The organism is Mesorhizobium sp. M0106 (assembly GCF_040322715.1).
Lineage (GTDB): Bacteria > Pseudomonadota > Alphaproteobacteria > Rhizobiales > Rhizobiaceae > Mesorhizobium.
The window spans coordinates 251,119-272,656 of sequence record NZ_JAMYUA010000004.1; the positions used below are offsets into that span (position 1 = coordinate 251,119).

At 60.4% G+C, this 21,538-nt stretch carries 20 protein-coding genes; 7 read left to right on the top strand and 13 right to left on the bottom strand.

From position 1 onward, the window contains the following. Nucleotides 1-14 precede the first annotated feature (14 nt). From NKJ55_RS06425 to NKJ55_RS06435, 3 genes are all read right to left on the bottom strand, one after another. Nucleotides 15-1,622: an ABC transporter substrate-binding protein gene (locus tag NKJ55_RS06425; RefSeq protein ID WP_352449151.1), complete on the bottom strand. Its 1,608-nt coding sequence runs from the start codon at nt 1,620-1,622 to the stop codon at nt 15-17. A 113-nt stretch (nt 1,623-1,735) separates the two neighbouring features. Then, nucleotides 1,736-2,089, bottom strand: a complete 354-nt coding sequence (locus NKJ55_RS06430; protein WP_352449152.1) for a Rieske (2Fe-2S) protein — start codon at nt 2,087-2,089, stop codon at nt 1,736-1,738. A gap of 11 nt (nt 2,090-2,100) precedes the next feature. Beyond that, nucleotides 2,101-3,183, bottom strand: a complete 1,083-nt coding sequence (locus NKJ55_RS06435) for an amidohydrolase family protein (protein WP_352449153.1) — start codon at nt 3,181-3,183, stop codon at nt 2,101-2,103. A 133-nt stretch (nt 3,184-3,316) separates the two neighbouring features. Between NKJ55_RS06435 and NKJ55_RS06440 the strand changes: the two genes are divergently transcribed. Together NKJ55_RS06440 and NKJ55_RS06445 are read left to right on the top strand one after the other, a co-directional pair. Next, a complete protein-coding gene (locus NKJ55_RS06440; protein WP_352449154.1) occupies nt 3,317-4,174 on the top strand; it encodes a LysR family transcriptional regulator in 858 nt (285 codons plus the stop codon). A 91-nt stretch (nt 4,175-4,265) separates the two neighbouring features. After that, nucleotides 4,266-5,342 carry an FAD-binding oxidoreductase gene (locus NKJ55_RS06445; protein ID WP_352449155.1) on the top strand — a complete coding sequence of 359 codons (1,077 nt, stop codon included), beginning with the start codon at nt 4,266-4,268 and terminating at the stop codon, nt 5,340-5,342. Nucleotides 5,343-5,576: 234 nt separating this feature from the next. Here NKJ55_RS06445 and NKJ55_RS06450 read toward each other — a convergent pair whose 3' ends face one another. The 4 genes from NKJ55_RS06450 to NKJ55_RS06465 all read right to left on the bottom strand — a co-directional run bounded on the left by NKJ55_RS06450 (nt 5,577) and on the right by NKJ55_RS06465 (nt 10,269). Next, nucleotides 5,577-6,722, bottom strand: coding sequence for a LacI family DNA-binding transcriptional regulator (locus tag NKJ55_RS06450; RefSeq protein ID WP_352449156.1), 1,146 nt, complete (start codon nt 6,720-6,722; stop codon nt 5,577-5,579). An 88-nt stretch (nt 6,723-6,810) separates the two neighbouring features. Further along, entirely contained in the window at nt 6,811-8,340 is a 1,530-nt protein-coding gene (locus tag NKJ55_RS06455; RefSeq protein WP_352449227.1) for an amino acid ABC transporter permease/ATP-binding protein, read from the bottom strand. Between the two features lie 76 nt (nt 8,341-8,416). After that, a complete protein-coding gene (locus tag NKJ55_RS06460; RefSeq protein ID WP_352449157.1) occupies nt 8,417-9,253 on the bottom strand; it encodes an ABC transporter substrate-binding protein in 837 nt (278 codons plus the stop codon). A gap of 179 nt (nt 9,254-9,432) precedes the next feature. Continuing rightward, nucleotides 9,433-10,269: a PfkB family carbohydrate kinase gene (locus tag NKJ55_RS06465; RefSeq protein ID WP_352449158.1), complete on the bottom strand. Its 837-nt coding sequence runs from the start codon at nt 10,267-10,269 to the stop codon at nt 9,433-9,435. A 90-nt stretch (nt 10,270-10,359) separates the two neighbouring features. Here NKJ55_RS06465 and NKJ55_RS06470 point away from each other — a divergent pair, with 90 nt between their 5' ends. Together NKJ55_RS06470 and NKJ55_RS06475 are read left to right on the top strand one after the other, a co-directional pair. Beyond that, entirely contained in the window at nt 10,360-11,361 is a 1,002-nt protein-coding gene (locus NKJ55_RS06470; protein ID WP_352449159.1) for an SIS domain-containing protein, read from the top strand. Nucleotides 11,362-11,425: 64 nt separating this feature from the next. Beyond that, on the top strand, nt 11,426-12,553 hold the full coding sequence (locus tag NKJ55_RS06475) for an NAD(P)/FAD-dependent oxidoreductase (RefSeq protein WP_352449160.1): 1,128 nt from the start codon (nt 11,426-11,428) through the stop codon (nt 12,551-12,553). A 683-nt stretch (nt 12,554-13,236) separates the two neighbouring features. Here NKJ55_RS06475 and NKJ55_RS06480 read toward each other — a convergent pair. From NKJ55_RS06480 to NKJ55_RS06495, 4 genes are all read right to left on the bottom strand, one after another. Next, nucleotides 13,237-13,674, bottom strand: coding sequence for a TA system VapC family ribonuclease toxin (locus NKJ55_RS06480; protein WP_352449161.1), 438 nt, complete (start codon nt 13,672-13,674; stop codon nt 13,237-13,239). Next, nucleotides 13,671-13,898 (bottom strand): hypothetical protein, encoded by a 228-nt coding sequence (locus tag NKJ55_RS06485; protein WP_023679266.1) that lies wholly within the window; start codon nt 13,896-13,898, stop codon nt 13,671-13,673. Before NKJ55_RS06485 ends, NKJ55_RS06480 begins: the two co-directional genes overlap by 4 nt. A gap of 343 nt (nt 13,899-14,241) precedes the next feature. After that, nucleotides 14,242-14,835, bottom strand: coding sequence for a DJ-1/PfpI family protein (locus NKJ55_RS06490; protein ID WP_352449162.1), 594 nt, complete (start codon nt 14,833-14,835; stop codon nt 14,242-14,244). 151 nt (nt 14,836-14,986) lie between these two features. Further along, a complete protein-coding gene (locus NKJ55_RS06495) occupies nt 14,987-15,688 on the bottom strand; it encodes a GntR family transcriptional regulator (protein ID WP_352449163.1) in 702 nt (233 codons plus the stop codon). 323 nt (nt 15,689-16,011) lie between these two features. Here NKJ55_RS06495 and NKJ55_RS06500 point away from each other — a divergent pair, with 323 nt between their 5' ends. The 3 genes from NKJ55_RS06500 to NKJ55_RS06510 are packed head-to-tail and all read left to right on the top strand — an operon-like array spanning nt 16,012 to nt 19,574. Beyond that, nucleotides 16,012-17,238, top strand: a complete 1,227-nt coding sequence (locus NKJ55_RS06500; protein ID WP_352449164.1) for an iron-containing alcohol dehydrogenase — start codon at nt 16,012-16,014, stop codon at nt 17,236-17,238. An 18-nt stretch (nt 17,239-17,256) separates the two neighbouring features. After that, the gene (locus NKJ55_RS06505) at nt 17,257-18,744 is read left to right on the top strand and encodes an NAD-dependent succinate-semialdehyde dehydrogenase (RefSeq protein WP_352449165.1); all 1,488 of its coding nucleotides are present in this window, start codon (nt 17,257-17,259) and stop codon (nt 18,742-18,744) included. Nucleotides 18,745-18,752: 8 nt separating this feature from the next. Then, nucleotides 18,753-19,574: an alpha/beta hydrolase gene (locus NKJ55_RS06510; RefSeq protein ID WP_352449166.1), complete on the top strand. Its 822-nt coding sequence runs from the start codon at nt 18,753-18,755 to the stop codon at nt 19,572-19,574. Here the strand turns inward: NKJ55_RS06510 and NKJ55_RS06515 are convergent, their stop codons facing one another. Both NKJ55_RS06515 and NKJ55_RS06520 read right to left on the bottom strand, forming a co-directional pair. Then, on the bottom strand, nt 19,575-20,324 hold the full coding sequence (locus NKJ55_RS06515; protein WP_352449167.1) for a ribonuclease activity regulator RraA: 750 nt from the start codon (nt 20,322-20,324) through the stop codon (nt 19,575-19,577). 22 nt (nt 20,325-20,346) lie between these two features. Next, nucleotides 20,347-21,510, bottom strand: coding sequence for a mandelate racemase/muconate lactonizing enzyme family protein (locus NKJ55_RS06520; protein ID WP_352449168.1), 1,164 nt, complete (start codon nt 21,508-21,510; stop codon nt 20,347-20,349). Between the last annotated feature and the right edge of the window lie 28 nt (nt 21,511-21,538).

Below are 21,538 nucleotides of genomic sequence, written 5' to 3' on the forward strand. Positions count from 1 at the left end.
TCCGGCCCGCACTCTCACGCAGTGGCGATCCACCAGCGTTCGGCCATCTTCAGTCCATCGTTCTCCCAGTTCGGCGCCACTTCGCCATGTGCGAGCTTATTGGATTTGGCGCTGACGAAATTGTTGAAGACCAGTACGATGCTGCCGCCATCATCATGGGTCAGTTGCTGCATCTCAGCATACATTGCCGCCCGCTTGGCCTCGTCGGTCTCGGCGCGCGCCTGGACAAGCAACTCGTTGAAGCGGGGATTTTTCCAGAACGACTCGTTCCAGCTGGAGTCCGCGGCGAAGGCTTGCGTGAACATCCAGTCGGCCGTCGCGCGACCGCTCCAATAAGAAGCGCACCAAGGTTTCTTGAGCCAGACATTGTCCCAATAGGCGTCCTCGGCCTCGCGCACCACGTTTACGTCGATGCCGCACTGGGCGGCCGTTTCGCGGATGAGCGCAGCCGCGTCCACAGCGCCTGCAAAAGCGGCATCGGCGATCGAGAGGTCCACCTTCAGTTTTTCCATTCCGGCCTTTTTCAGATAATGCTTGGCTTTCTCCGGATCGAAACTGTGTTGCGGCTGCGGATTCGTGGCGAATTTGATTGCCGGCGCGATCGGGTTGTCGTTGGCCACGGTGGCGTGGCCGAGAAAAATCTTGTCGACGATCTCCTGACGGTTGATCGCCCATTTCAAGGCCATTAGGACGTCCGGATTGTCGAACGGCGCCATCGTGACATTCATCGGCAACGTATAATGGCCATAGCCGGTGACCTCGACGATCTCCACCTTGGGGTTGCGTTTCAACATGCCTAGGGTCTTGAGGTCGGCGCGGCCAATATAGTCCACCTCCCCTGTCGATAACGCGGCCATGCGAGCGGCGAGATCGGTGATGGCGATGAACTCCACCTCGTCGAGATAGGGCTTGCCGTTTTTGAAGTAGTTCGGATTGCGCTTGAGCTTGGCCGATACACCGGGCTGGAAATTCTCGAGCACGAAAGCACCGGTGCGAACGCCTGATCCCCAATCCGCCTTGCCGTCCTTGGCCGGCATGATGACCAGATGGTAGTCACTCATGATGTAGGGGAAGTCGGCGTTGCCGCTCTTGAGCGTGAAGACAACCGTCTCCGGGCCGTCCGCCTTGATGCTGGCTACGGGCTCAAGCAGCGGCTTCGCCGCCGATTTGGTTTCGTCGCCCATATGATAGCGCAGCGAAGCCACGACGTCGTCCGCCGTGACATTCTTGCCGTTGTGGAAGGTTGCGCCCTTGCGCAGCTTGAAGACCCAGGTTTTGGCCCCGTCCGATGATTCAAAGCTCTCGGCAAGGTCCGGCTGGACGTTGCCTTTCGCGTCGACCTCGGTGAGGCTGTTGGACATCGAGCCCGAGAACGCGGTTTGTGTGAATGTGTCCGGGTAGCCGGCTGGATCGATCGAATCCGTCGTCGCGCCATGTGCCATGCCGAGCTTGGCGAAGCCGCCCTGCAGCGGTTCGGCCCGGGCCGTGCTGACGAAGAGCTTGTCCGCAGCGGTGACCGTCAGCCCAGCGGCCAGCCCAAGATGAATGAAGTCGCGACGGGAAATCTTGCCGCGACCAATCAGGCTTTGAGCGATACCAAGCTTGTATTCAGATTCTGACATTTGACTCTCCCGTTGCGGATTTTCCGCGTTATTGTTCGTCAAGCACCTGTGAAGAAATCTGCTCGTCAGCCGCGATCACCCTTTCTTCTGACCGCTCAAAATCCGCACCTCGATCAGGCTGTCACATAGATGCTGCCCGCCTCGACGGTGACTGGAAATGTGCGCGCGCGAACGGACGGATCGACCAGGGCCGCGCCTGATTTGATGTCGAATTCCCAGCCATGCCAGGCGCAGCGCACGATCTCGTTTTCGCGGTGATAGATGAATTGCGCCCCTTCGACCGGTGCAGTTGTTCCGCATTGCGGCCCCTCGCAAAGCGGAGCGCCGCGGTGCGGACAAACATTCAGCAGGGCGTGGAATGAATCTCCGATGCGGAAAACGCCGACCGAAAGGCTGCGGATCTTAGCGATGAAGGGAGATCCGGTTTCGATCTCGTCGACGCGGCAGATGTATGTCTTCTCGGGCATCGTCTGCTTCCTCAGGCGGCATTCGCCGCTTGCGCGCGGGGAATGCGTTTGTAGACCTCCAACGCATTCAGCCCCATGATCTTGCTCTTCCAGGCGGGAGGGATTTGCAGCGTGTTGGCGTCGTCGTAATCCCAATGCGGATAATCGGAGGCAAACATCAGCGTATTTTCGCCGTCCATCGCCTCGAGAGTGGACCAGAGATGCTGAATATTTGCGGGCTGCTCCAGCGGCTGCGTGGAAAAGCGGATGTTGCGCCGGCAATATTCGGACGGCAGCATTTTCAGCCATGGCGTCTCTTTGCGTAGGGCTTTGTAGTCGGCGTCCAGGCGCCACAATACAGATGGCACCCAGGCGACGCCGCATTCGATGACGACGAAGTAGAGGTCCGGCCATTTTTCGAAGACGCCATGCGCAATCATGCTTGCGACATGCGAAATGGCCGACATGTGCAGGATGGCATGGGTCTCCCAGAAGAATGTCGTCGGGGCCGGAGCAATCGCGGTCGAGTTCACGCCGCCATGGCCGCCCAGATGAATGGCAAAGGGCAGCCCGACCTCGGCGCAAGCCTCATAAATTGGATGGTAAAACGGATCGCCATAGGGCTTGACGGAGCCTTGCGAGGCAAGAACCTGAACCATCCGCGGATGATTGCCCAAGCGGCGTATCTCGGTGGCCGCGAGCTTCGGATCCTGTGGCGCAATGATGATCGAGCCCACGAAGCGATCGTCCTTCGGCAGCCAGTGGTCGATCTGGTAGTCATTGTAGGCGCTGACGAGAGCGCTGGCATAATAGGGGTTGGCGAGGGTAGACGCCTCGATCGGCTCATCGCCGGTCAGGATCGCCACGTCGACCTTGTACTTGTCGAGGTGTTTTTCCTTCATGATGAGATAGTTGTCGGCTTCAGTTTTCGGACGGACGTCCTTGCGGGAGAAGTCCTGCGGATGAAACCAGGGACGATGGCCATGCGGGAAGGCGCCAACGGGACCTGTCTTCTCGCCTTCGACGAACATGTCCTTCCACAGGCCGGAAAGGTAGGGCTCCAGTACAGTGGCGCTTGACCAGTAATTGTGACAATCGCAGTCGACTATGAACACGTTGCTCAGCTCCGTAGCTTCAGCCTGGTCGATCTGCCGGCCGATTTCACCGCGTGAAGCTTCCGCCTTGAGTATTGTTTGATCAAGCTTATGATCCAGCGCAATATGATCGACTTTTTCGATTGGAGGTAACGTGCAGCTAGATCACATCGAAACCTTTCTCGACATCATCGAGTCGCGAAACTTCAATCGCACCGCCGATCGGCTGGGATTGACCCAGTCGACGATCAGCACCCGGATCAAGAATCTGGAGAGCGCGATCGGGTCCGAGCTCTTCCAGCGCGGGCGCGCCGGTGCTGAGCCCACAGCCGCCGGACGGCGGTTCGAAGCTTACGCCAGGTCCCTGCTGTCGACCTGGTCGCAAGCTCGACACGACGTGCGAGCGTTCAACCGGTTCGAGGGCACCTTGCGCATCGCCGCACAGGTAGGCATGACCCGCTCGGTTCTGCCGGGATGGGTCGAGACACTGTGCCAGGCCCTTCCAAAATCCTCGATCCATGTCGAGTCGGATTATTCGAACCAGATGGTCAGCGACCTAAGCATGGGAAATCTCGATATCGCCGTGCTTTATGCACCTCGTTACCTGCCTGAGATCGCCTACGAACATCTGATGGTCGAGGAATATGTAATGGTTTCGACGGCTGCCAGAACGCTGCCCGACGTCGACCCTGAAACCTACATTCGCCCAGGCTACACCGCCGTGCTGGAAAAGACGCACGCAGAGCTGCTGGCCGAGTTGGCGATCTGTCGGCTTTCGACGGGATCAGAAACTCTGGCGGAGATCATGCTGCGGCGAACGGGCGGCACCTGCTATATGCGTAGCGACGATGCGCGCAGGTTCACTGCCGAGCTCCCATCGTTTCTCGTCGAGGGAGCGCCGACGCTGCACCAGCCAGTCCACACCGCGATACTCGCGCGCCGCAAACATGAACCAATTATTCGCAAAGGCATCCGAGCTCTCCAGGTTGCTGTGATGTCACTGGAAGTCTAATCGAAATTACCGATCATAAAGGCAGGATTGCGCGGCTGTTCAGCGGGGTTTGAAGTGGCATCTTGGCTCGACTTCAAACCCGAGTTGACTGATGAATGCATACGCGGCCTTTGCAGCCTCCGGCTTCGTCCCAACAAAGCGTCACCGGCATTGGGCACAGACCACACCGCAGCTTGTGCTCTGCCGGCGCGTGATCGACGAAACGCACGATGTGAAAACATTCGTTCTCACACCCACTTCAGATCGGATGTTCTGCTTCAGCGCTGGCCAGTATGTTCTGGTGCACCTTAGGATCAACGGTGCCGCGGTGACGCGCTCCTACTCCGTTTCGTCACCGCCGACGCGACCGCTCGACCTACAGATCACCGTGAAACGCACGCCGGGCGGGCTCGTTTCGAATTGGCTCCATGACAACTTGAAGCCGGGCGACGGGATCGAGATCGAAGGGCCGCTCGGCTCGTTCAATCTCGACGATCTGCCGCATGCAAAGTCCCTCTTCCTCTCAGGTGGCAGCGGGATAACTCCCGTCATGTCAATGCTGCGCGCATTTACCGACCGCGCAGCCGACCAGGATATCCACTTCATTCATAGTGCGAGAACGCCGGACGACATCATTTTTCGGCTCGAACTGGACGCACATGCCGCTCGCTTTCCCAATGTTCATGTGACGTGCATTTGCAGTCACGGAGACCCGGCCTGGACGGGTCCAACCGGGCGAATTAACAGTGAGATGCTCCTGACCTTGGTTCCCGATCTCCACAGCCGCACGATTTTTGCCTGTGGGCCGGAATCCTACATGAAGGCTGCACGCAGCTGCCTCGATGCAATCGGGCTCGCCCCTTCACAGTATCATGAGGAGAGCTTCGGGGGCGGCAACATTTCGCGTTCGCTATCGGATTCAAAGGTTTCGTCTTCGGTCCGCTTCGCCCGCTCCGGCCTTGCATATCACTGCGCGCCCGGAGAGACCCTGCTGGAAGCGGCGCGCCAATGTGGCGTCTATGTCCCAACCGCTTGCCAGCAGGGAGTTTGCGGTACGTGCCGGATCGCCAAGCTGTCCGGCGAAGTCGTCATGGATGACCTAGGCGGACTGACCTTGGAGGACAAATCGGCAGGCTATATCCTGGCGTGCTGCAGCCGCCCACAAGGCGACATTTTGCTTGATCTCTAATTCTACCCATCGCGGAACGAAATCGGGCAGCCTATGCGTTCAACGACCGAGCCATACTACTGCGACCGCAAGTGATTAGGTTTCGGAACCCGGATGGGCTCGCCCGATTTCTGGCGCAGCTCACGCTGGGCATCGCAAGCGACAAAAGTCCTACCCAGCAATACGCTTGAGCTATCATTCAGCCGTTGCATGGGATCGACCTCGGCACAAAGAGGCGCGGCAATTCGGCTCCAGCTACACCGTCGCGGCCGGATCAGGGGCGTTGCGGTTGAGATGAACCGCAATCGAATTACGGTTCACCAGGCGACCCGCGAGGACACGGTGTTCAAACGGTGCGGTGTCGCCAGCCAGCCTCTTCAAGAGAAGCTCGGCTGCCGTCGCCCCGATCAGATGCGCCGGCTGCGCGATGGCTGTGATACCTTGGGCCACGAACTGCATCCAGTCGAGATCGTCGAAGCAAAGCAGCGAAACCTCTCCCGGAATCGCAAGCTTCAGTGCGGATGTCGCCTCCAGAACGCCTGTCGACATCACACCGTCCGCGGTAAACAGGGCGGACGGCGCATTGCGCATTGTCAGTAGATCGAGTGCCTCCTTTCGTGCTGCCTCGCTGGAATAGACCGCCACGCGGCGGATCAACTGCGGATCCGGCGAAATGCCCGCAGCGCGATGGGCTTCGAGATAACCCAACAATCGTTGCCAGCTTGGATGATGGTAGCGAACGTCGGAGCTGGAGAGATCAGCGTTCGTCACAAAGGAGCCAACATCATCGCGTTGGTCCGGCCCGAGTTCCGCCAATATTCCGATGCGGCTGTGTCCGGCGGCGATGATCGCCGCTATGCTGCTACGCGTTACAGAAACGTTATCGACCACGACCGAATCGGTTTCCATGCCCGCCACGATGCGATCGAACTGCACGACGGGACAGCCGGCCGCGACTGCGTCACGAAGATGATCCGGCTTGTCCAAGAAGGTCGATGAGACGACTAAACCATCGACCTGCTTTTCCAACAGCAGCTGCACCGCCTCTCGCTCGAGTTCGGCATTTTCGTCACTATTCGTAACGATAACCCCGAAGCCGCCACGGCGCGCGACGTCCCCTATTCCGCGCAGCACGCTTGCATAGAATGGGCTTTCGATGTCGCCCACGACAACGCCGATAGTCTGGGTCTTACCGGTGATCAGACCTTTGGCCAGGCGATTGGGTCGATAACCCAGCGCAGATGCTGCGGCGCGCACCTTCTCCTGAACCTCGGGGCTGCTGTAGCCGTAGTCACCAAGCACGCGCCCAGCCGTGGCAGAGCTCACTCCAGCCCGGCGAGCGACTTCGATGATAGTTGCGTTTTTGGATCTTTGAGTCACCCAGCAAGTCCCGCCGACCATGCAACGTCGTGGCGACGAACTAGCGGCAGTTAGGCACGCCCCGCAAGGCCGAACACCGTAGAACCCGCCGCTGCGCACACCATTTGAATCACAGCACCTCCGACAGAAAGCGTCGAAGACGAGGGCTCTGCGGATTGTCGAATAGGTCTTCTGGTCGGCCTGCCTCGACGATCCGCCCCTCGTCCATGAACACGACCTGGTTCGCGACCTTGCGAGCGAAATTCATCTCGTGTGTAACGACCACCATCGTCATCCCGCCCCGCCCGAGGTCGGCCATCAAGTTCAGGACACCTTTGACCAATTCTGGATCGAGGGCGCTGGTGACTTCGTCGAACAGCATAATTTCGGGTTCGAGGGCGAGCGCACGCGCGATGGCCACCCGCTGCTGTTGCCCGCCCGAGAGATTGGCCGGCCGATGGTCCTTACGCTCCAGCAGTCCGACTTCATTTAGCCTCGCCAAGGCCGCGTCATTAGCCTCCTCGCGCGACATGCGTTTAACTTTGCGCAGCGCCAAGGTGATGTTGGCGAGCGCGCTACGGTCGGGGAATAGATTGAACTGCTGGAAAACCATGCCCACGCGCCGCCGGAGTTGGTCAGGGGTCTGCTTGTAGATGCTTTCGCCATCGAGCAGAATGTCACCGGCTCGACACTCTACGAGACGGTTGAGGCAGCGCAGCAAGGTCGACTTGCCCGATCCGGACGGACCGATGAGGCAGGTGACGGTCCCGGGCTCCACTTTCAGACTGACGTCATGCAGCACCTGGACGGCGCCGTAGGCCATGTCGATATTCTTGACCTCGATGCCGCCACCCTTGAAGCGTGTGGGCGCTGCTGCAGGCAACGTCGCTGCTCCCGGCACGACGGCTTCGGCAAGCTCGGCGACCTCCTTGAGGCCACTCTGCACGGCGGTTATTCGTTTGCCGACGCGCATGCGCGCGTCGATGTAGTTGACGAGATGGGTCAGCGGCACCGTGATCACGAGATAAAACACGCCGGCCAGCAACAGCGGCGACAAGTTGCCGGTCAGCACAGCCTGGTCCTGGCCGACGCGGAACAGTTCGCGTTCGGAGGCGAGCAGACCAAGGAAATAGACCAGGCTGGAGTCTTTGACATTGCCGATGAACTGGTTGACCAGTGCAGGTAGGACGCGACGGATGCCTTGCGGGATCACCACCAGGCGCATGCCTTGGCCATACGTCATACCGAGAGTGCGCGTGGCGTCGATCTGACCCCGCTCGACGCTCTGAATGCCGGCGCGGAAAATCTCCCCGATGTAGGCGCCGGCGATCAGGCTGAGCGCCAGAATGCCCAGCGGATAAGGCGATGGACCGAACAGATCTCGGCCCAACCGCGCGAAGCCTTGGCCAATGATCAGGATTGTGACAATGGCAGGAAGCCCACGGAAGATATCGGTGTAGACTCGGGCCAGGAGTTTCAGCGGCCGGTTCTCGGAAATCCCCATGACTGCGAGGACGATACCGATCAGCGTCCCGAAAAACGTCGAGGCAAGGGCCAGGATCAAAGTGTTCTTGAGGCCGACCATCACCATGTTTGGCAGAACTTCTGCCATCGCCTGGAAATCAAGGAAGCTGCGGGCGAAGGTATCGAACCAGCTCATATCAAGGCCATCTATAACTCGGCCGGGCACCGTTGCTGACGGGCCCGGCCGGAAACGAAAATGAATACGCGCGAATTTACTTCTTGGGCAGATATTGATCCGGCATCGGAGTGCCCGGGAACCATTTCTCATGCAGCCGTTTCCAGGTGCCATCGTCCATGGCCTCGCGCAGCGCCTTGTTGAGCGCCTCGCGGAAGGCATCGTTGCCTTTCTTGACCACGAACCCGGCCGGCGCATCGAAGGACGGCACGTTCATTGTTATCTTCAGGTTCTTATAGCGCTCCACATACTGCTTGGCGGACTCATAGTCAGTGAAATGGCCATCAATCGTGCCGTTATTCAGCGCCGCCACCGCCGTGTTGTTGTCGGGAAATTTGACAATGTCGCCCTTGAGGTTCTTCTCGGCATAGATTTCCTGCAGCGTTCCCTGGATCACGCCGATGCGCTTTCCGGCGGTGCTCTCATTGCTCGTCAGTGCCGGATCCGCCGAAATGATCGACAGGTAGCCGGCGAGATAGCCGTCGCCAAAATCCACGGTCTTCTTGCGCTGCGCCGTTGTGCCGATGGCGGCGACAGCGACGTCGAAGCGGCCGTTGGCAACGGACGGCAGCAGCGCCGAGAATTCCTGGCCGGTGAAAACGACCTGCTCCTCCTTGAACCCGAGCCGGCGCGCCACATCACGGAAGAGTTCGGCGTCGAAGCCGGTGAAGTTACCGTTGGCGTCGGTGAAGACATAGGGTTTCGCATCGCCCATGGTTCCGACGCTGATCACCGTCGGGTCGATGAGGTTGTAGGGGTTGTCCGCCGCGTTTGCCTGAGTTGACGAGGCCAACGTGCCAAGTCCTGTCAACAGCGCGATCGTCAGCGCCAAACCGGATTTCAAAAGTAGGCGCCTGCTCGAATTCGTGTGCATGTCTTCTCCTCTTACGATTGGCCGAACTCGGCCTTGCGATCCCACTGACGTCTCATCTATCAAAACGCTCTTAGACGGCGTTCGGTCAGGAAGGTGAGAACGTTATCATTTTCTCTAGCATTGTCCATTTCTCGCGTCAATTGTTTCGGAGAGTTTCGCAGCTAGATGGTTTTCCCGTCTTAAGCGTGGGGGATCTCCGGCGTCATCTTTCCTAAGTCGATTGCTGTCGCATGGCCGATTGCCCCGTAGTACCGGCAGGTAGCAGCCGCCGCGTCCGCGGCATGGCCGAGGATGTCTTGAGGCGCCTCTTTCTTAAGCAGGCCGAATAGCGTTCTTGCGATGAAGGTGTCGCCCGCGCCCAGGGTGTCGACGGGTTTGACCAACCGCGCCGGGGTGCGGTAAGAGACGGTGTCGCCGTGAAGCACCGCGCCGGCTCGACCACGAGTCACAAGAACCCACTTTGAACCACATGCAAGCAATTCGGCCGCGATTGCGGCCAATTCCTTGTCGTCGAGACCGTCACCCGAGACACAAGCCAGATAGCAATGGGGTCCAATCTCGCGTCGATGTCCCGGTTCCCGTCGCGTGGAAAAATCATAAGACAACAGTGACTTACTTGATACAGTGGCAACCCACGGGTCCAAACCGCTGGACTGGCCGATGTGGACGGCCTGAAAGCCCGAGAGAAAATCCAGATCTTCTTGCGTCGGCGTAAACACCGAAACTCCGAGATCGAAGTCCAGGAAAATCCGATCGGCGTTGCGGTGACCTATGAGGCAGTAAGCGGTCGGTCCCTCGAGGCGCCGTAATCGGGTGATGTCCACGCGCTCCGACGCCAGTGCAGTGCAGATAAGGTCCCCCGCCCGGTCTTTGCCGATCGCTCCGACATAGGCCGATCGCCCGCCGAAGCGGCTGACATAGACCGAGACATTGAGGCAATTTCCACCAGGATACATCTCGCCGCGAGCAAGATAACAATCGACCACGTTATCGCCTATCGCGGCAATCTTGACCATTGCAGGACTTTCAGTTTAAAGGGTGTGATAACGTTCGCACAATGGCTGCCCACCTGTCAATGTGGGCCGGCCAACGAGACGAGGAAGCTCATGATTTCCGCCCTGCCCGCCGACGTGGAACGCGCTCTGATCGCTACGGCGGGCACGCAGTTTTCGCACCTATTCCTCGTGGCATGCGGCGGTTCGCTCTCGATCATGATGGCAGGCAAATACTTCGTCGACCGTCACAGCGGCACATTCGCCTGCGACATCTACAACGCGGATGAGTTCGTCTGCCGAGCTCCGCGACGGTTGGGACCTGACGCGCTCGTTGTCCTTTGCTCGCAGACCGGCACCACCCGCGAAACTGTGCGAGCGGCCAATTATGCAAAGGATCGAGGCGCAACGACAATCGCCATGACACTCGACCAGATATCGCCCCTCGCGCTGGCGGTCGACCACGCAGTCGCCTACCAGGCCTCCTACACGACGGGCAAAGCAGTCGATTCAGCCTGCAGCAACTACGGCGTGCTCTACATGTTGCTCGCCGGCCTGATCGATGCTCGGGAGGATGCCGGGCTAACTGCCGATCTGCTGAGGAGCCTGAGCCATCTTCAGCCGGCGATCGAGCGTGCGCACCGGACCTATGCCGACCGGTTTCAGGCCTTCGCCCCCCGTTTCGCGCCGCGCAATGCGATCTACACTCTGGCCAGCGGTGCCAGCTATGGTGCGGCCTATTCGTACGCCATCTGCGTGTTGATGGAGATGCAGTGGTACGACTCGCAGGCCATACACGCCAACGAGTTCTTTCACGGCCCATTTGAGGTGGTCGACCGGGACGCTTGCTTCGTGGTCTTAGTGGGTTTGGACGAAACGCGGAGCCTTTCCGAACGGGCCCGCGATTTCCTTTTCAAGTACGGCAGCCGGGAAAACATCCTGGTGCTCGATGGAGCGGAACTCGACCTTCGCGGTATGTCCGAACACATCAAACCTTATCTCGTGCCCTTGGTCTTCTTCGACACGCTTTGGCGTTTTGCCTACGAGCTGGCCGCCCTGCGCGGCCGGCCAATGCTTGATGGCCGGCGCTACATGAAGAAGCTCACCGACTATTAGTTCCGCCGCGCTCTGCAGCCATCCAACAACTCCCAGCCCGGCTTCTGCGAAGAAGGATTTCCCTATGACTGCATCTGCAAAACCGCGCCAAGTCGTCGTTGTCGGCGCAGGCATCTTCGGCACCTCTTCCGCGCTGCACCTCGCTCGTCTTGGCTTTGATGTAACCATTGTCAATGACGGCGCGCCGGCCAACGGTGCATCCGGCCGTTCACTTTCCTGGCTGAACTCAGCGCGACGTGCCGACACTGCCTATCACCGCTTGAGGCTTGCAGGCATCGACCGTTATCGGACCCTGGCGGCCACAAGACCGGAAACCGCGTCGTGGCTTCGCTTTGACGGCGGCCTCACCTGGGATGCGGATGATGAGGCGAACCAGATCGCGTCCATCTGCCAGCTGGAGCAGGAAATTGGTTATGACGCGCTTCTGCTCGGCCCTGCCGAAGTTGGTGCAATGACGCCCGGCGTCAATGCCAATGCAATCACCCCGCAGGGCGCAATCTTCAATCCTGGCGAAGGATGGGTCGACCTGCCCTCCCTGATCGATCTACTACTCAATGAATTCCGCTCCCGCGGCGGCAAGCTTATCCAGGACGCTGGACGCGTGCGGATAGATGCCACAGGTGGTCGCGCGCGTGGCGTCATCACTGCCGATGGTGCGCCGATAAAGGCGGATGCAATGGTCCTTGCCGTTGGGCCAGCGACGCCTGTCATGCTTGCGGAGATCGGCGTCCGTGTCCCCGACGCCACGCCGATTTCACTTCTTTTGAAGACCAAGCCGACCAAGACCGAGCTCCGTGCCGTGCTGAATACGCCGCGCGTGGCAGTGCGGCCGACGCCGGATGGCGCATTTGTTTTGGATTCGGCATGGTCGGAGGAAGAAGTCGTGGTCAACCCGGACGGCACCTACACCGTGCACGACAAGACCATCAAAGGACTACTCGACGAGGCCAGTGCCGTGCTCGACGGCAATCCGCGGCTCCAACTCGCTACCTATGCTGTCGGCCCGAAGCCTATCCCCGGCGACGGCGAGCCGGTGCTTGGCTCAGTCGAGACCGTCGCCGGTCTTCACGTCGCCTTTAGCCACAGCGGCGCCACGCTTGGACTCATCGTCGGCGAATTGCTTGCCAAAGAAATCGCCTCCGGCAATCCGCACCCGATGCTTGCAACCTTCCGCGCCAACCGTTTCAGCTGACAGGGCATCGCGGCCGAGGTCGAACTGGCCAGATGGGCCGCGGGCCTGGGGAATCCTGGCAAGGTCGCTAAACAGCGAATTTCTGCCTCTTGCAGCTTCAACGTTGGACCGAGGGTGGTCAAGGCCAAGAAGCTGAGGTGCCCGGAGGAGCATCTCCAACCCGAATCCGAGCGTGAACTCGGCCGCGCCAGCCATCGAGATGAACACGCCCCGCGGCATACCGAAGGTCAGAAACGGCTTATCTTCGACCAGCGGGTAGAACCACTCCGGATAGGCTCGATGTCGCGAGGTCCTAGAGGTGGTAAGGTGGGACACGAACGTGCGGCGCGTCTGTCTGGCGCCAGTCTCGAAAGTATTGGCGACTACACCGCCAGCGCCCCTGAGCACCGATGTCTTGCAATGGATCACCCAGCAAACATTCGTCGCCAAGAAACAACAGCTTCGCTTCGTAAGCGGACGCATTGTACCAGTCGCAGGCAGCCGCGCAACGGTTCAAGCCCGACCTTGACTGGAAGCTGGAGAACGAACCATCCAAGAGGGGCGGCATGTTGAGACACTCGTGGCCTTGGACGAACGGTAGCGCATTGCGCCTGAGCGCACCGGCCTGATGGTGCTGCGCGGCTATGCCTATCTCAACCTGCGCGGTTCGGCGATGCAGAACAGACAAAAAGAGCCCGGCCGGTCTACCTTGTGGGAATCAGGTGCAGTGCAGACCTCCCGCCCTTCACGGCCGCGACTGACAGCTTGCGGTCAAAGCTCGCAAGTTGGCCGCCACGCGCCTTGGCGAGCGCGAGAAGATACGTATCCGTGACCTGTGCCGAGGTCAGGATTTTCGCTGCATCGATGTCGCCCGAGCCAACCAGGCTCACATCGTCGGGCCAGAAGCTGTGCCCGTGCAGAGCCCGCAACTTGGTAACGATTTGCGCAACGACGGCGGGCGAGCCGGGAGAATTGGGATATCTTTGGTTGCCGACGATGCGCAGGACGCCGTTTTCGGTGATGGGACACGTAGCCCATGCGGCGTTGCCGGCCTGTTCGAACCAGTCATGCGCGTCGTCATGGGCGACGTGGCCAGGATCGATCAGTGCGATCAGCACATTGACATCGAGCAGGAACGTCAAGGCAGTTCGTCTCGCAGGGCATTGACCGTCTCAAGCGTGACAGGCGGTGCATCCGGCCGAGGCGACAGTAGAGGAATCCCGTTGCGCTCGCCGCCGGCTTGAGGCCGGCGCAGCGAGCGCCGGGCGAGATCGGTGATGACCTCGCCGAGGCTGCGATCCTGCTGCCGGGCGATGGCCTTGGCCGCAACCAGGACGTCGTCATCGATCGCCAGTGTGGTTCTCATGTCGCCCTCCTGGTGCGCATCAATCATCACGCATCATATAGAGCAGCAACGTCGGGCACTCAAGCGGTGCGACTTCCGACAGCGGTGCGACTTCGTAGCGTCGTAAGCAGATGAGTTGTCCGGATTAGGTAGCACACGAGTTGTCCGATCACTCGTAAGCGAGTTTGGTTTCCCTCACCCTTTGACTACCGACAAAGTTGCGCAGGGCCGAGGGGACCGTTATGGCCGCGCTACCTAAGGGACGTGCCTTCCGGAAGCTTATCAGCTCGGGAGACTATCGGCAGAAGCTACGGAGGCTGCAGCAAGGACCGACGCACCCTTTTGGATGCGTCGGAGCAAAGGTCTACGCGTGGCGGATTTCCGTTCCCAGCACCTTCAAACATTCGCGAATGAACGCTGCAAGGGCCGTCCAGCCCTTTGCCGAAACCATCGTGCCATCCACATATGCCTCCGTTGGAGACAGGTCGATATAGGTGCCGCCCGCAAGCGTCACTTCGGGCTCGCAAGCCGCCAGTGCGCCGACCTTCTTGCCACGCACGACGCCGTCCACCGCAATCAGGATCTGCACGCCGTGGCAGATCGTGAAGATCGGCTTCTTGGTTTCGTGGAAGTGGCGCACCATCGCCTGTACGCGCTTGTCGGTGCGGATGTATTCGGGGCCACGGCCGCCGGCGCAGTAAACAGCGTGGTATTGGTCGAGCTGTTTTTCAGCGTCGGAGAACGTCTTGTTGATCAGTGCATAGTGGCCGAGCTTTTCGGTGTAGGTCTGATCGCCCTCGAAATCGTGCAGCGATGTTTTGATCAGGTCTCCGGCGCTTTTGTCTGGGCACACGACGTGAACGGTGTGGCCCACCGCTTCCATCGCCTGCTGGTAGACGAAGATTTCGTATTCCTCGGTGAATTCACCGGTCAGCATCAGGATCTTTTTGCCTGGCATAGTACTTCCTTTCCTGTGACAACGGCCGGGCGAGACCTGTACTCGCCTGGTAGGTTTGAGTTTCTAGAAGGGTGAATCGGGGAAGTAGTCTTCGTTGGCACTGGCCTGCGTGATGACCGTCAACGGCGGGTACGGGGACATCGGGACAGTCTCAGTCGAACGCCAGCAACAAACGGTCGCGGGAATGCTCGATATGGCGACGCATCGCCTGCTCGGCAGCGGCAGGATCGGCCGCAGCGAAAGCAGCCAGGATGGCCTCATGCTCGTCAAGCGCCTCTTCGGTGACGCGCGAGTGGAACATCAGGCGAAATATGTGGAAGTGGGTATGCTGGTGCGCCAGCGTCTCGCGCACGAGTTCGTTATTGGCGAATTCCATGACCTTGTCATGGAAAATGGCATCCTGGCGGGCGAAGTTGGAATACCGCAGCCGCTCGTCCTTGCCCTCACGGCGCGCCATGACGCCGGCCGATTTCTGAAGCTGTGCGAGCTTTGCCTCGTCCATGAGCACCGCTGCCTTGGCTGCACCATGAGGCTCGAGCAGCAGGCGAAGCTCGTAGAGTTCATCGAACCGTCGTTTCGTGATCTGCGGCGCAGCGCGGTAACCGATCAGATGCGTCTTCAGCACCAGGCCTTCGCCTTCGAGCCGGCCGAGCGCCTCGCGGATCGGCGTGTGGGATACGTTGAATTCCTTGACCAGGCTGTCGACGGTGATGCGCGAGCCCGGCGCAATCTTCAGGGACATGAGTTGCGCAAAGACCGCTTCGTAGACGTCCTCAACCAAGCTGCTGGAGCGCTGGATACGTCCGCCGGCGAGGTTCGCTTCGTCTACACTGGGTAAGTTCATGGCCTGCATGCATTGCCTCTTGACACATTGAGTTGGTAACACGATGCTCCGGCCAATGCAATCCTATATCCTATACGATTTTATAGAGGATATCATTTGCGGCAGCTAGGAGACAAAGCAATTGAATTTGCAGTGGCCCTGCTGGAACAGCGTGCCGCCTTGGCAGCCCGTGCTTCCTCACCTGCTGAACGGACAGCCAGCGTTGCGGGCGATGGTTCGGCACGTCGATACGCAACCGCGTTGCGAGACGCGTTTTACATAGAACCCGGCCTTTGGGCCGAGTTGAACGCCATCTCGCATTCCAATCCAGTCATCATCACAGGATGCAGGTCATGAGCCTTTTCGCTGCCCTAAGGCTGCCGCGCGAAATCCTCTTCGGGAACGGCCAACGCCACGTCATTCCGGTTGTCGCGGCGAGGCTCGGGCGTCGCGCACTCGTCTGCACCGATGAACGTTTTGCCGCAACGGGCCCGTTCGCAGAGATTGTCACGGGGCTGCGAGCCGCCTCGATAGACGTACTGGTGCATGATCGTGTGCTGCCCGACGTTCCTCGGGACACCGTTGCCGTCTGCGTCGAGGAAGCACGGAAGTTCGCGCCCGACGTGGTGATCGGCATTGGCGGCGGCAGTTGTCTCGACATGGCCAAATGCGCCGCGCTGCTCATCAGTCACGGCGGTCGGCTCCAGGATTACTACGGCGAGTTCAAGGTGCCCGGCCCGACGCTGCCGCTGATCGCGGTGCCGACGACAGCCGGCACCGGCTCTGAAGTCACCCCGGTTGCCGTGATCTCGGATCCGGATCGCACGCTGAAGGTCGGCATCTCCAGCCCGTATCTGATCGCGGCCGCGGCCATCTGCGACCCTGAGCTGACGATGACATGCCCGCCGGGATTGACGGCGATCGCAGGCGCCGATGCGCTGACGCACGCGATCGAGGCCTTCACCGCCGCCAGGCGGGGGACCGATCCCGGCCTTCCGCAGAAACATGTCTTTATCGGCAAAACCGCTTTGACCGATCATTTCGCCCTGCTGGCGATCAAGCTGCTTGGCCGAAGCCTTGAAACGGCATACCGCCGGCCCTCTGACGAGGACGCCCGGGCCGACGTGATGATGGGTGCACTTGCAGCCGGCTGCGCGTTCGGAACGGCCGGCACAGCGGCAGCGCACGCCGTACAATACCCGGTCGGCGCGATAACCCACACCGCTCACGGATTGGGTGTCGCCACCATCCTGCCATTCGTCATGAAGTACAACAGAACAGCCGCAGCGGCCGAGATGGCCGAGATCGCCAACGCGCTCTGCCTCGATGGAAAAGGCCGGACGCCCGAAGAGTTGGCCGACGCGACCATTGGCGAGGTCAGTCGGCTGTTTGGGGCAATCGGGATCACCCCCACGTTGGCCGAGCTGGGGCTGCCTGCCGACAAGCTCGATTGGACGGCGGAACAGGCGATCGGTATCGAGCGCCTCATCAAGAACAATCCGCGGCCATTCGATTTGAGGTCCATGCGACGTCTGGTCCAGGCCGCCTTTGATGGCGACCTCGCCAGCTGCGTCATGTAAACAATCGGGAATATCGAGATGAACACGTTTTCACAGGTTCTGTCGGATGATCAGGGGGTCAGCGACTTTCACACAATTTCGCACCGGCTGTATATTGGCGGCCAATGGCGGCAGTCCGCGGATGGCAGGGTAATTCCGGTCATTGATCCGTCGACGGAAGCCATCATCGCGGCCGTACCCGATGCGACCTTGGAGGACGCGGCCGCCGCCGTTGACGCCGCTGCCAAAGCAGCCCATGGCTGGCGGACAACGTCGCCGCGAAAGCGCTCCGAGATCCTCAGACGCTGCTTTGAGCTGATGACGGAACGATCGGAGGCACTGGCTACTCTCATCGCACTGGAAAACGGCAAGGCCCTGCGGGATGCCCGAGGCGAGATCGCTTATGCCGCGGAATTTTTCCGTTGGAATGCCGAGGAGGCCGTTCGCATTACCGGTGAATTCGGTACTGCGCCTTCCGGCACCAATCGCATTGTGGTCGACTACGAACCGATCGGCATCTGCATCCTGATCACGCCCTGGAATTTTCCTGCCGCGATGGCGACGCGCAAGATCGCGCCGGCACTTGCCGCGGGATGCACGGTGATCCTGAAACCGGCCAGTGAGACACCCCTCACCGCCTATGCGCTCGCCGCGCTCTACCAGGACGCGGGCGTTCCACCGGGGGTGGTCAACGTCCTGACAACCTCCAGTCCCGGGCCTTTGACAGCCGCCATGCTGGCCGATCCGCGGGTGCGCAAACTCTCCTTCACCGGTTCGACGAGTGTGGGCCGCGCTCTGCTGGCAGAGGCTGCCAGGCATGTGATCTCGTGTTCCATGGAACTCGGCGGCAACGCACCGTTCATTGTGTTCGACGACGCCGATCTCGAAGCGGCGCTCGATGGCGCAATGGTGGCCAAGATGCGCAACGCCGGCGAGGCCTGCACGGCCGCAAACCGCCTCTACGTCCAATCTGGCATCTACGAAGCCTTCTGCGAGGGCCTCGAGAAGCGGATGTCGTCGCTCAAGGTCGGCGCCGGCACCGACCCGGACACGGAATGCGGGCCTATGATCACGAAAAAGGCGATCGAGAAGATAGACCGCCTTGTCGTCGACGCGGTCACACGCGGCGCGCGGGTCTTGTGCGGCGGCTCAGTCCTGTCCGGACGTGGTTTCTTCTACCCTCCGACAGTGCTTCGCGACGTGCCGGGCGACGCAAAGATGGCGCATGAGGAGATATTCGGGCCGGTGGCGCCAATCTCCAGCTTCGAAACAGAGGCCGAGGTCATCGCGCGCGCCAATGACACCGAATATGGGCTTGCTGCCTACATCTACACGCGCGATCTGGCGCGCGGCATGCGGGTGGCCTCCCGGATTGAGGCCGGGATGATTGCTCTCAACCGCGGGCTGATGTCCGATCCGGCAGCCCCTTTCGGCGGCGTCAAGCAGAGCGGGCTTGGCCGCGAGGGAGGGCAGCATCACGGCATTGCCGAGTTCATGGAGGCGAAATACCTCGCCATCAGCATGTGAGCAGAAGAATGCAAGGCGATCCCTTTCGCATCCGCGACCACGTCGCGGATTTTGACGAAATCGTGCAGGACTTCGTTGATCGCAGCGAGGTCGCCCGCGCCACCATTGCGATGACCGCTGACGTGGCCTACGGACCGGATCCGACCGAGACCATGGACCTGTTCTTTCCCGCGGGCAAAAGAACGGCGCTTCCGGTGCACATCTTTGTCCATGGCGGCTACTGGAGAATGTTCTCCAAGCGCGACTATTCATATATGGCGACGACGATTACCCAGGCCGGGGCCATTGCCGTCATCCTTGATTATGCTCTGATGCCCAAGGTCCGAATGGCGAGGATCGTCGACCAGGTGCGCCGGGCCAAGCAGTGGGTGCTCGCCAACATCGCCGATCATGGCGGAAACCCGGCGGCCCTGACCGTCAGTGGTCATTCGGCAGGAGCCCATCTTGCAACGTTCCTGTTCGATGGGGCGCACACCCCCTCGAATGTAAGGGCAGCCCTTCTGTTGAGCGGGCTCTACGATTTGGAGCCGCTCCAGGATTCCTTTCTCGCCAACGAGATTGGAATAACCGACGAGGAAGTCGCCATGTTCACGCCGCTCGCCTGTCGGCATGATCCTCAAACCAAGGCGGTGGTTCTGGTCGGAGCCAATGAGACGCCACCCTTCCACCAGCAAGCCGATCGATTCAAAGCAAGCTTGCTGCGGCAGGGATCGTTGGTAACGTCGCATGTGCTCCCGAACCGCAACCACATGGACAGTGTCAGAGATCTCGGCCTGCCGGGGACCGGGGCTGCCGATTGCCTGGCAAAACTGATCGCCAAGGCCTGCTGACTAACTCGGGTTCTCGGGGCGGTTTGTTTTGCGCCACTCCTCGTACTCCCCGCGGGCATCGTCATGCAGCGGATAGTAACGTTGCAACGGGCCGCCCTCCATGAGCTTCACTCGTGAGAATTCCTCCCAATCATGATGCTTTTGTGATTCTTCGATCACCTTCGGGGCCATCACGACGGGAAGCACCACCACCCCGTCGTCGTCGGCGACGATGATATCGCCGGGGATCACCGTGACACCGCCGCAGGCAATCGGAACGTTGACGGCATTGGGATAGATGCTGGTCTGCACATGATAGTTTGGCGTCCAGCCGCGCAGCCATAGGGGCAGGTCGAGCTTTTCGACATTGGGCCGGTCGCGCATGCACCCATCGATGACGATACCGGCCCCGCCCCTGCCCTTGAAATACGTCGACATCATATCGCCGAAGACGCCCGAGCTCATGTCGCCGCGCGCGTCGACCACGACCACATCGCCCTCCTGCGCGTGATAGAGCACGTGCCGGTGCAGCTGTGTCTCCGGATCGGCATATTCTCCTTCGGTGAAGAGGTCCGGCCGCTGCGGCAGGAACTGCAGCGTCAGCGCCGGCCCGACGATCGACTTCCCGTGGTTTTGCGCCACCGGACCGACCATGTGCGGATTGCGGAAACCCATGTGGCCAAGCGTGCCGGCAACCGTCGCGGCGCCGATCTCCCTTAGCGCGTCGATCAGGTCTTTAGGCGGTCGCATGATGTCGGAAGTATGCGTCATTGTGGACTCCGATTGAATGGAACTACCAGTTCGTAACAGAACCGTCGCGGCGCTTAAGGTGAGGCGCTTCCCAGAAACGCAAACTCTGCGCCTGGACCGCAACTTCGTTGACCTCGACGCCGAGCCCCGGCAGATCGCCGACCGGGTAATCGGTCCCGTCGAGCCGTGGTTGCACGGGGAAGAAGTCGGAATTGTCGAAGCCCAGCTTTGTTTCGGGTGCCCTGGTCTCGAGCCACGCGAAGTTGGGTACCGCGGCAGCGAGATGCACAGTCGCGGCCGTGCACACTGGACCAAGGGGATTGTGCGGCATCAGGTCCACATAATGCGCCTCGCTCCAGCCAGCGATTTTCATCGCCTCGGTGAGCCCGCCGACATTGCAAACATCGATCCGGTTGAACTGATGGATGCCGCGCTCGATGTAGGGCAGGAACTGCCACTTGCTGGCAAATTCCTCGCCTATGGCAAAGGGGATTTCGGTCATCGTGCGCAGCGATTCATAGGCCTCCGGCGTTTCGGCCCGTATCGGCTCCTCGAGGAAATCAAGCACGCCGCGACCGAGCTTGTTGCAGAAGCTCGCCGCCTCTGCCACCGACAGCCGATGATGATAGTCGAGGCCGAGGACCACGTCGTCGCCCAGCGCCTCGCGCGCCTTGTTCAGCATACCCGCGGTAGCGCCGATGGACTCGCGCGGCTCGAAGATGTCCTTGCTGTTTTGCCCGAAGGGGAAGAAGCGGATCGCCTGCCACCCCTGCGCGCGAAGTTCGCGGGCCCGTTCGATGGCAACGTCGCCCTCGGCCTCGTCGCCGGTCGAGGCAAAGGTGGGAATGCGGTCGCGCTGCTTGCCGCCCAGCAGCTCGTAGACCGGCACGCCCAGCGCCTTGCCCTTGATGTCGTGAAGGGCGATGTCGATGGCGGAAATCGCCGCCTGAAGGACTCGCCCGCCTTCGAAGTACTGGCTGCGGTAAATCTCCTGCCAGATCCGCCCGATCTGCATCGGGTCGCGGCCGATGAGAAACTCGCGATAGTGCTCGACCGCGCCTGCCACGGCCCTCTCGCGACCGCTCAAGCCGCTCTCGCCCCAGCCGAAGATGCCCTGGTCGGTCTCGACCTTGACGAGCATCTGGTTGCGCGTTCCTACCCACACCGGATAGGGCTTGATCGCGGTGATCTTAAGCTTCTCAGTCATCCACGCCCACGTTTCACGCGCATTCGCC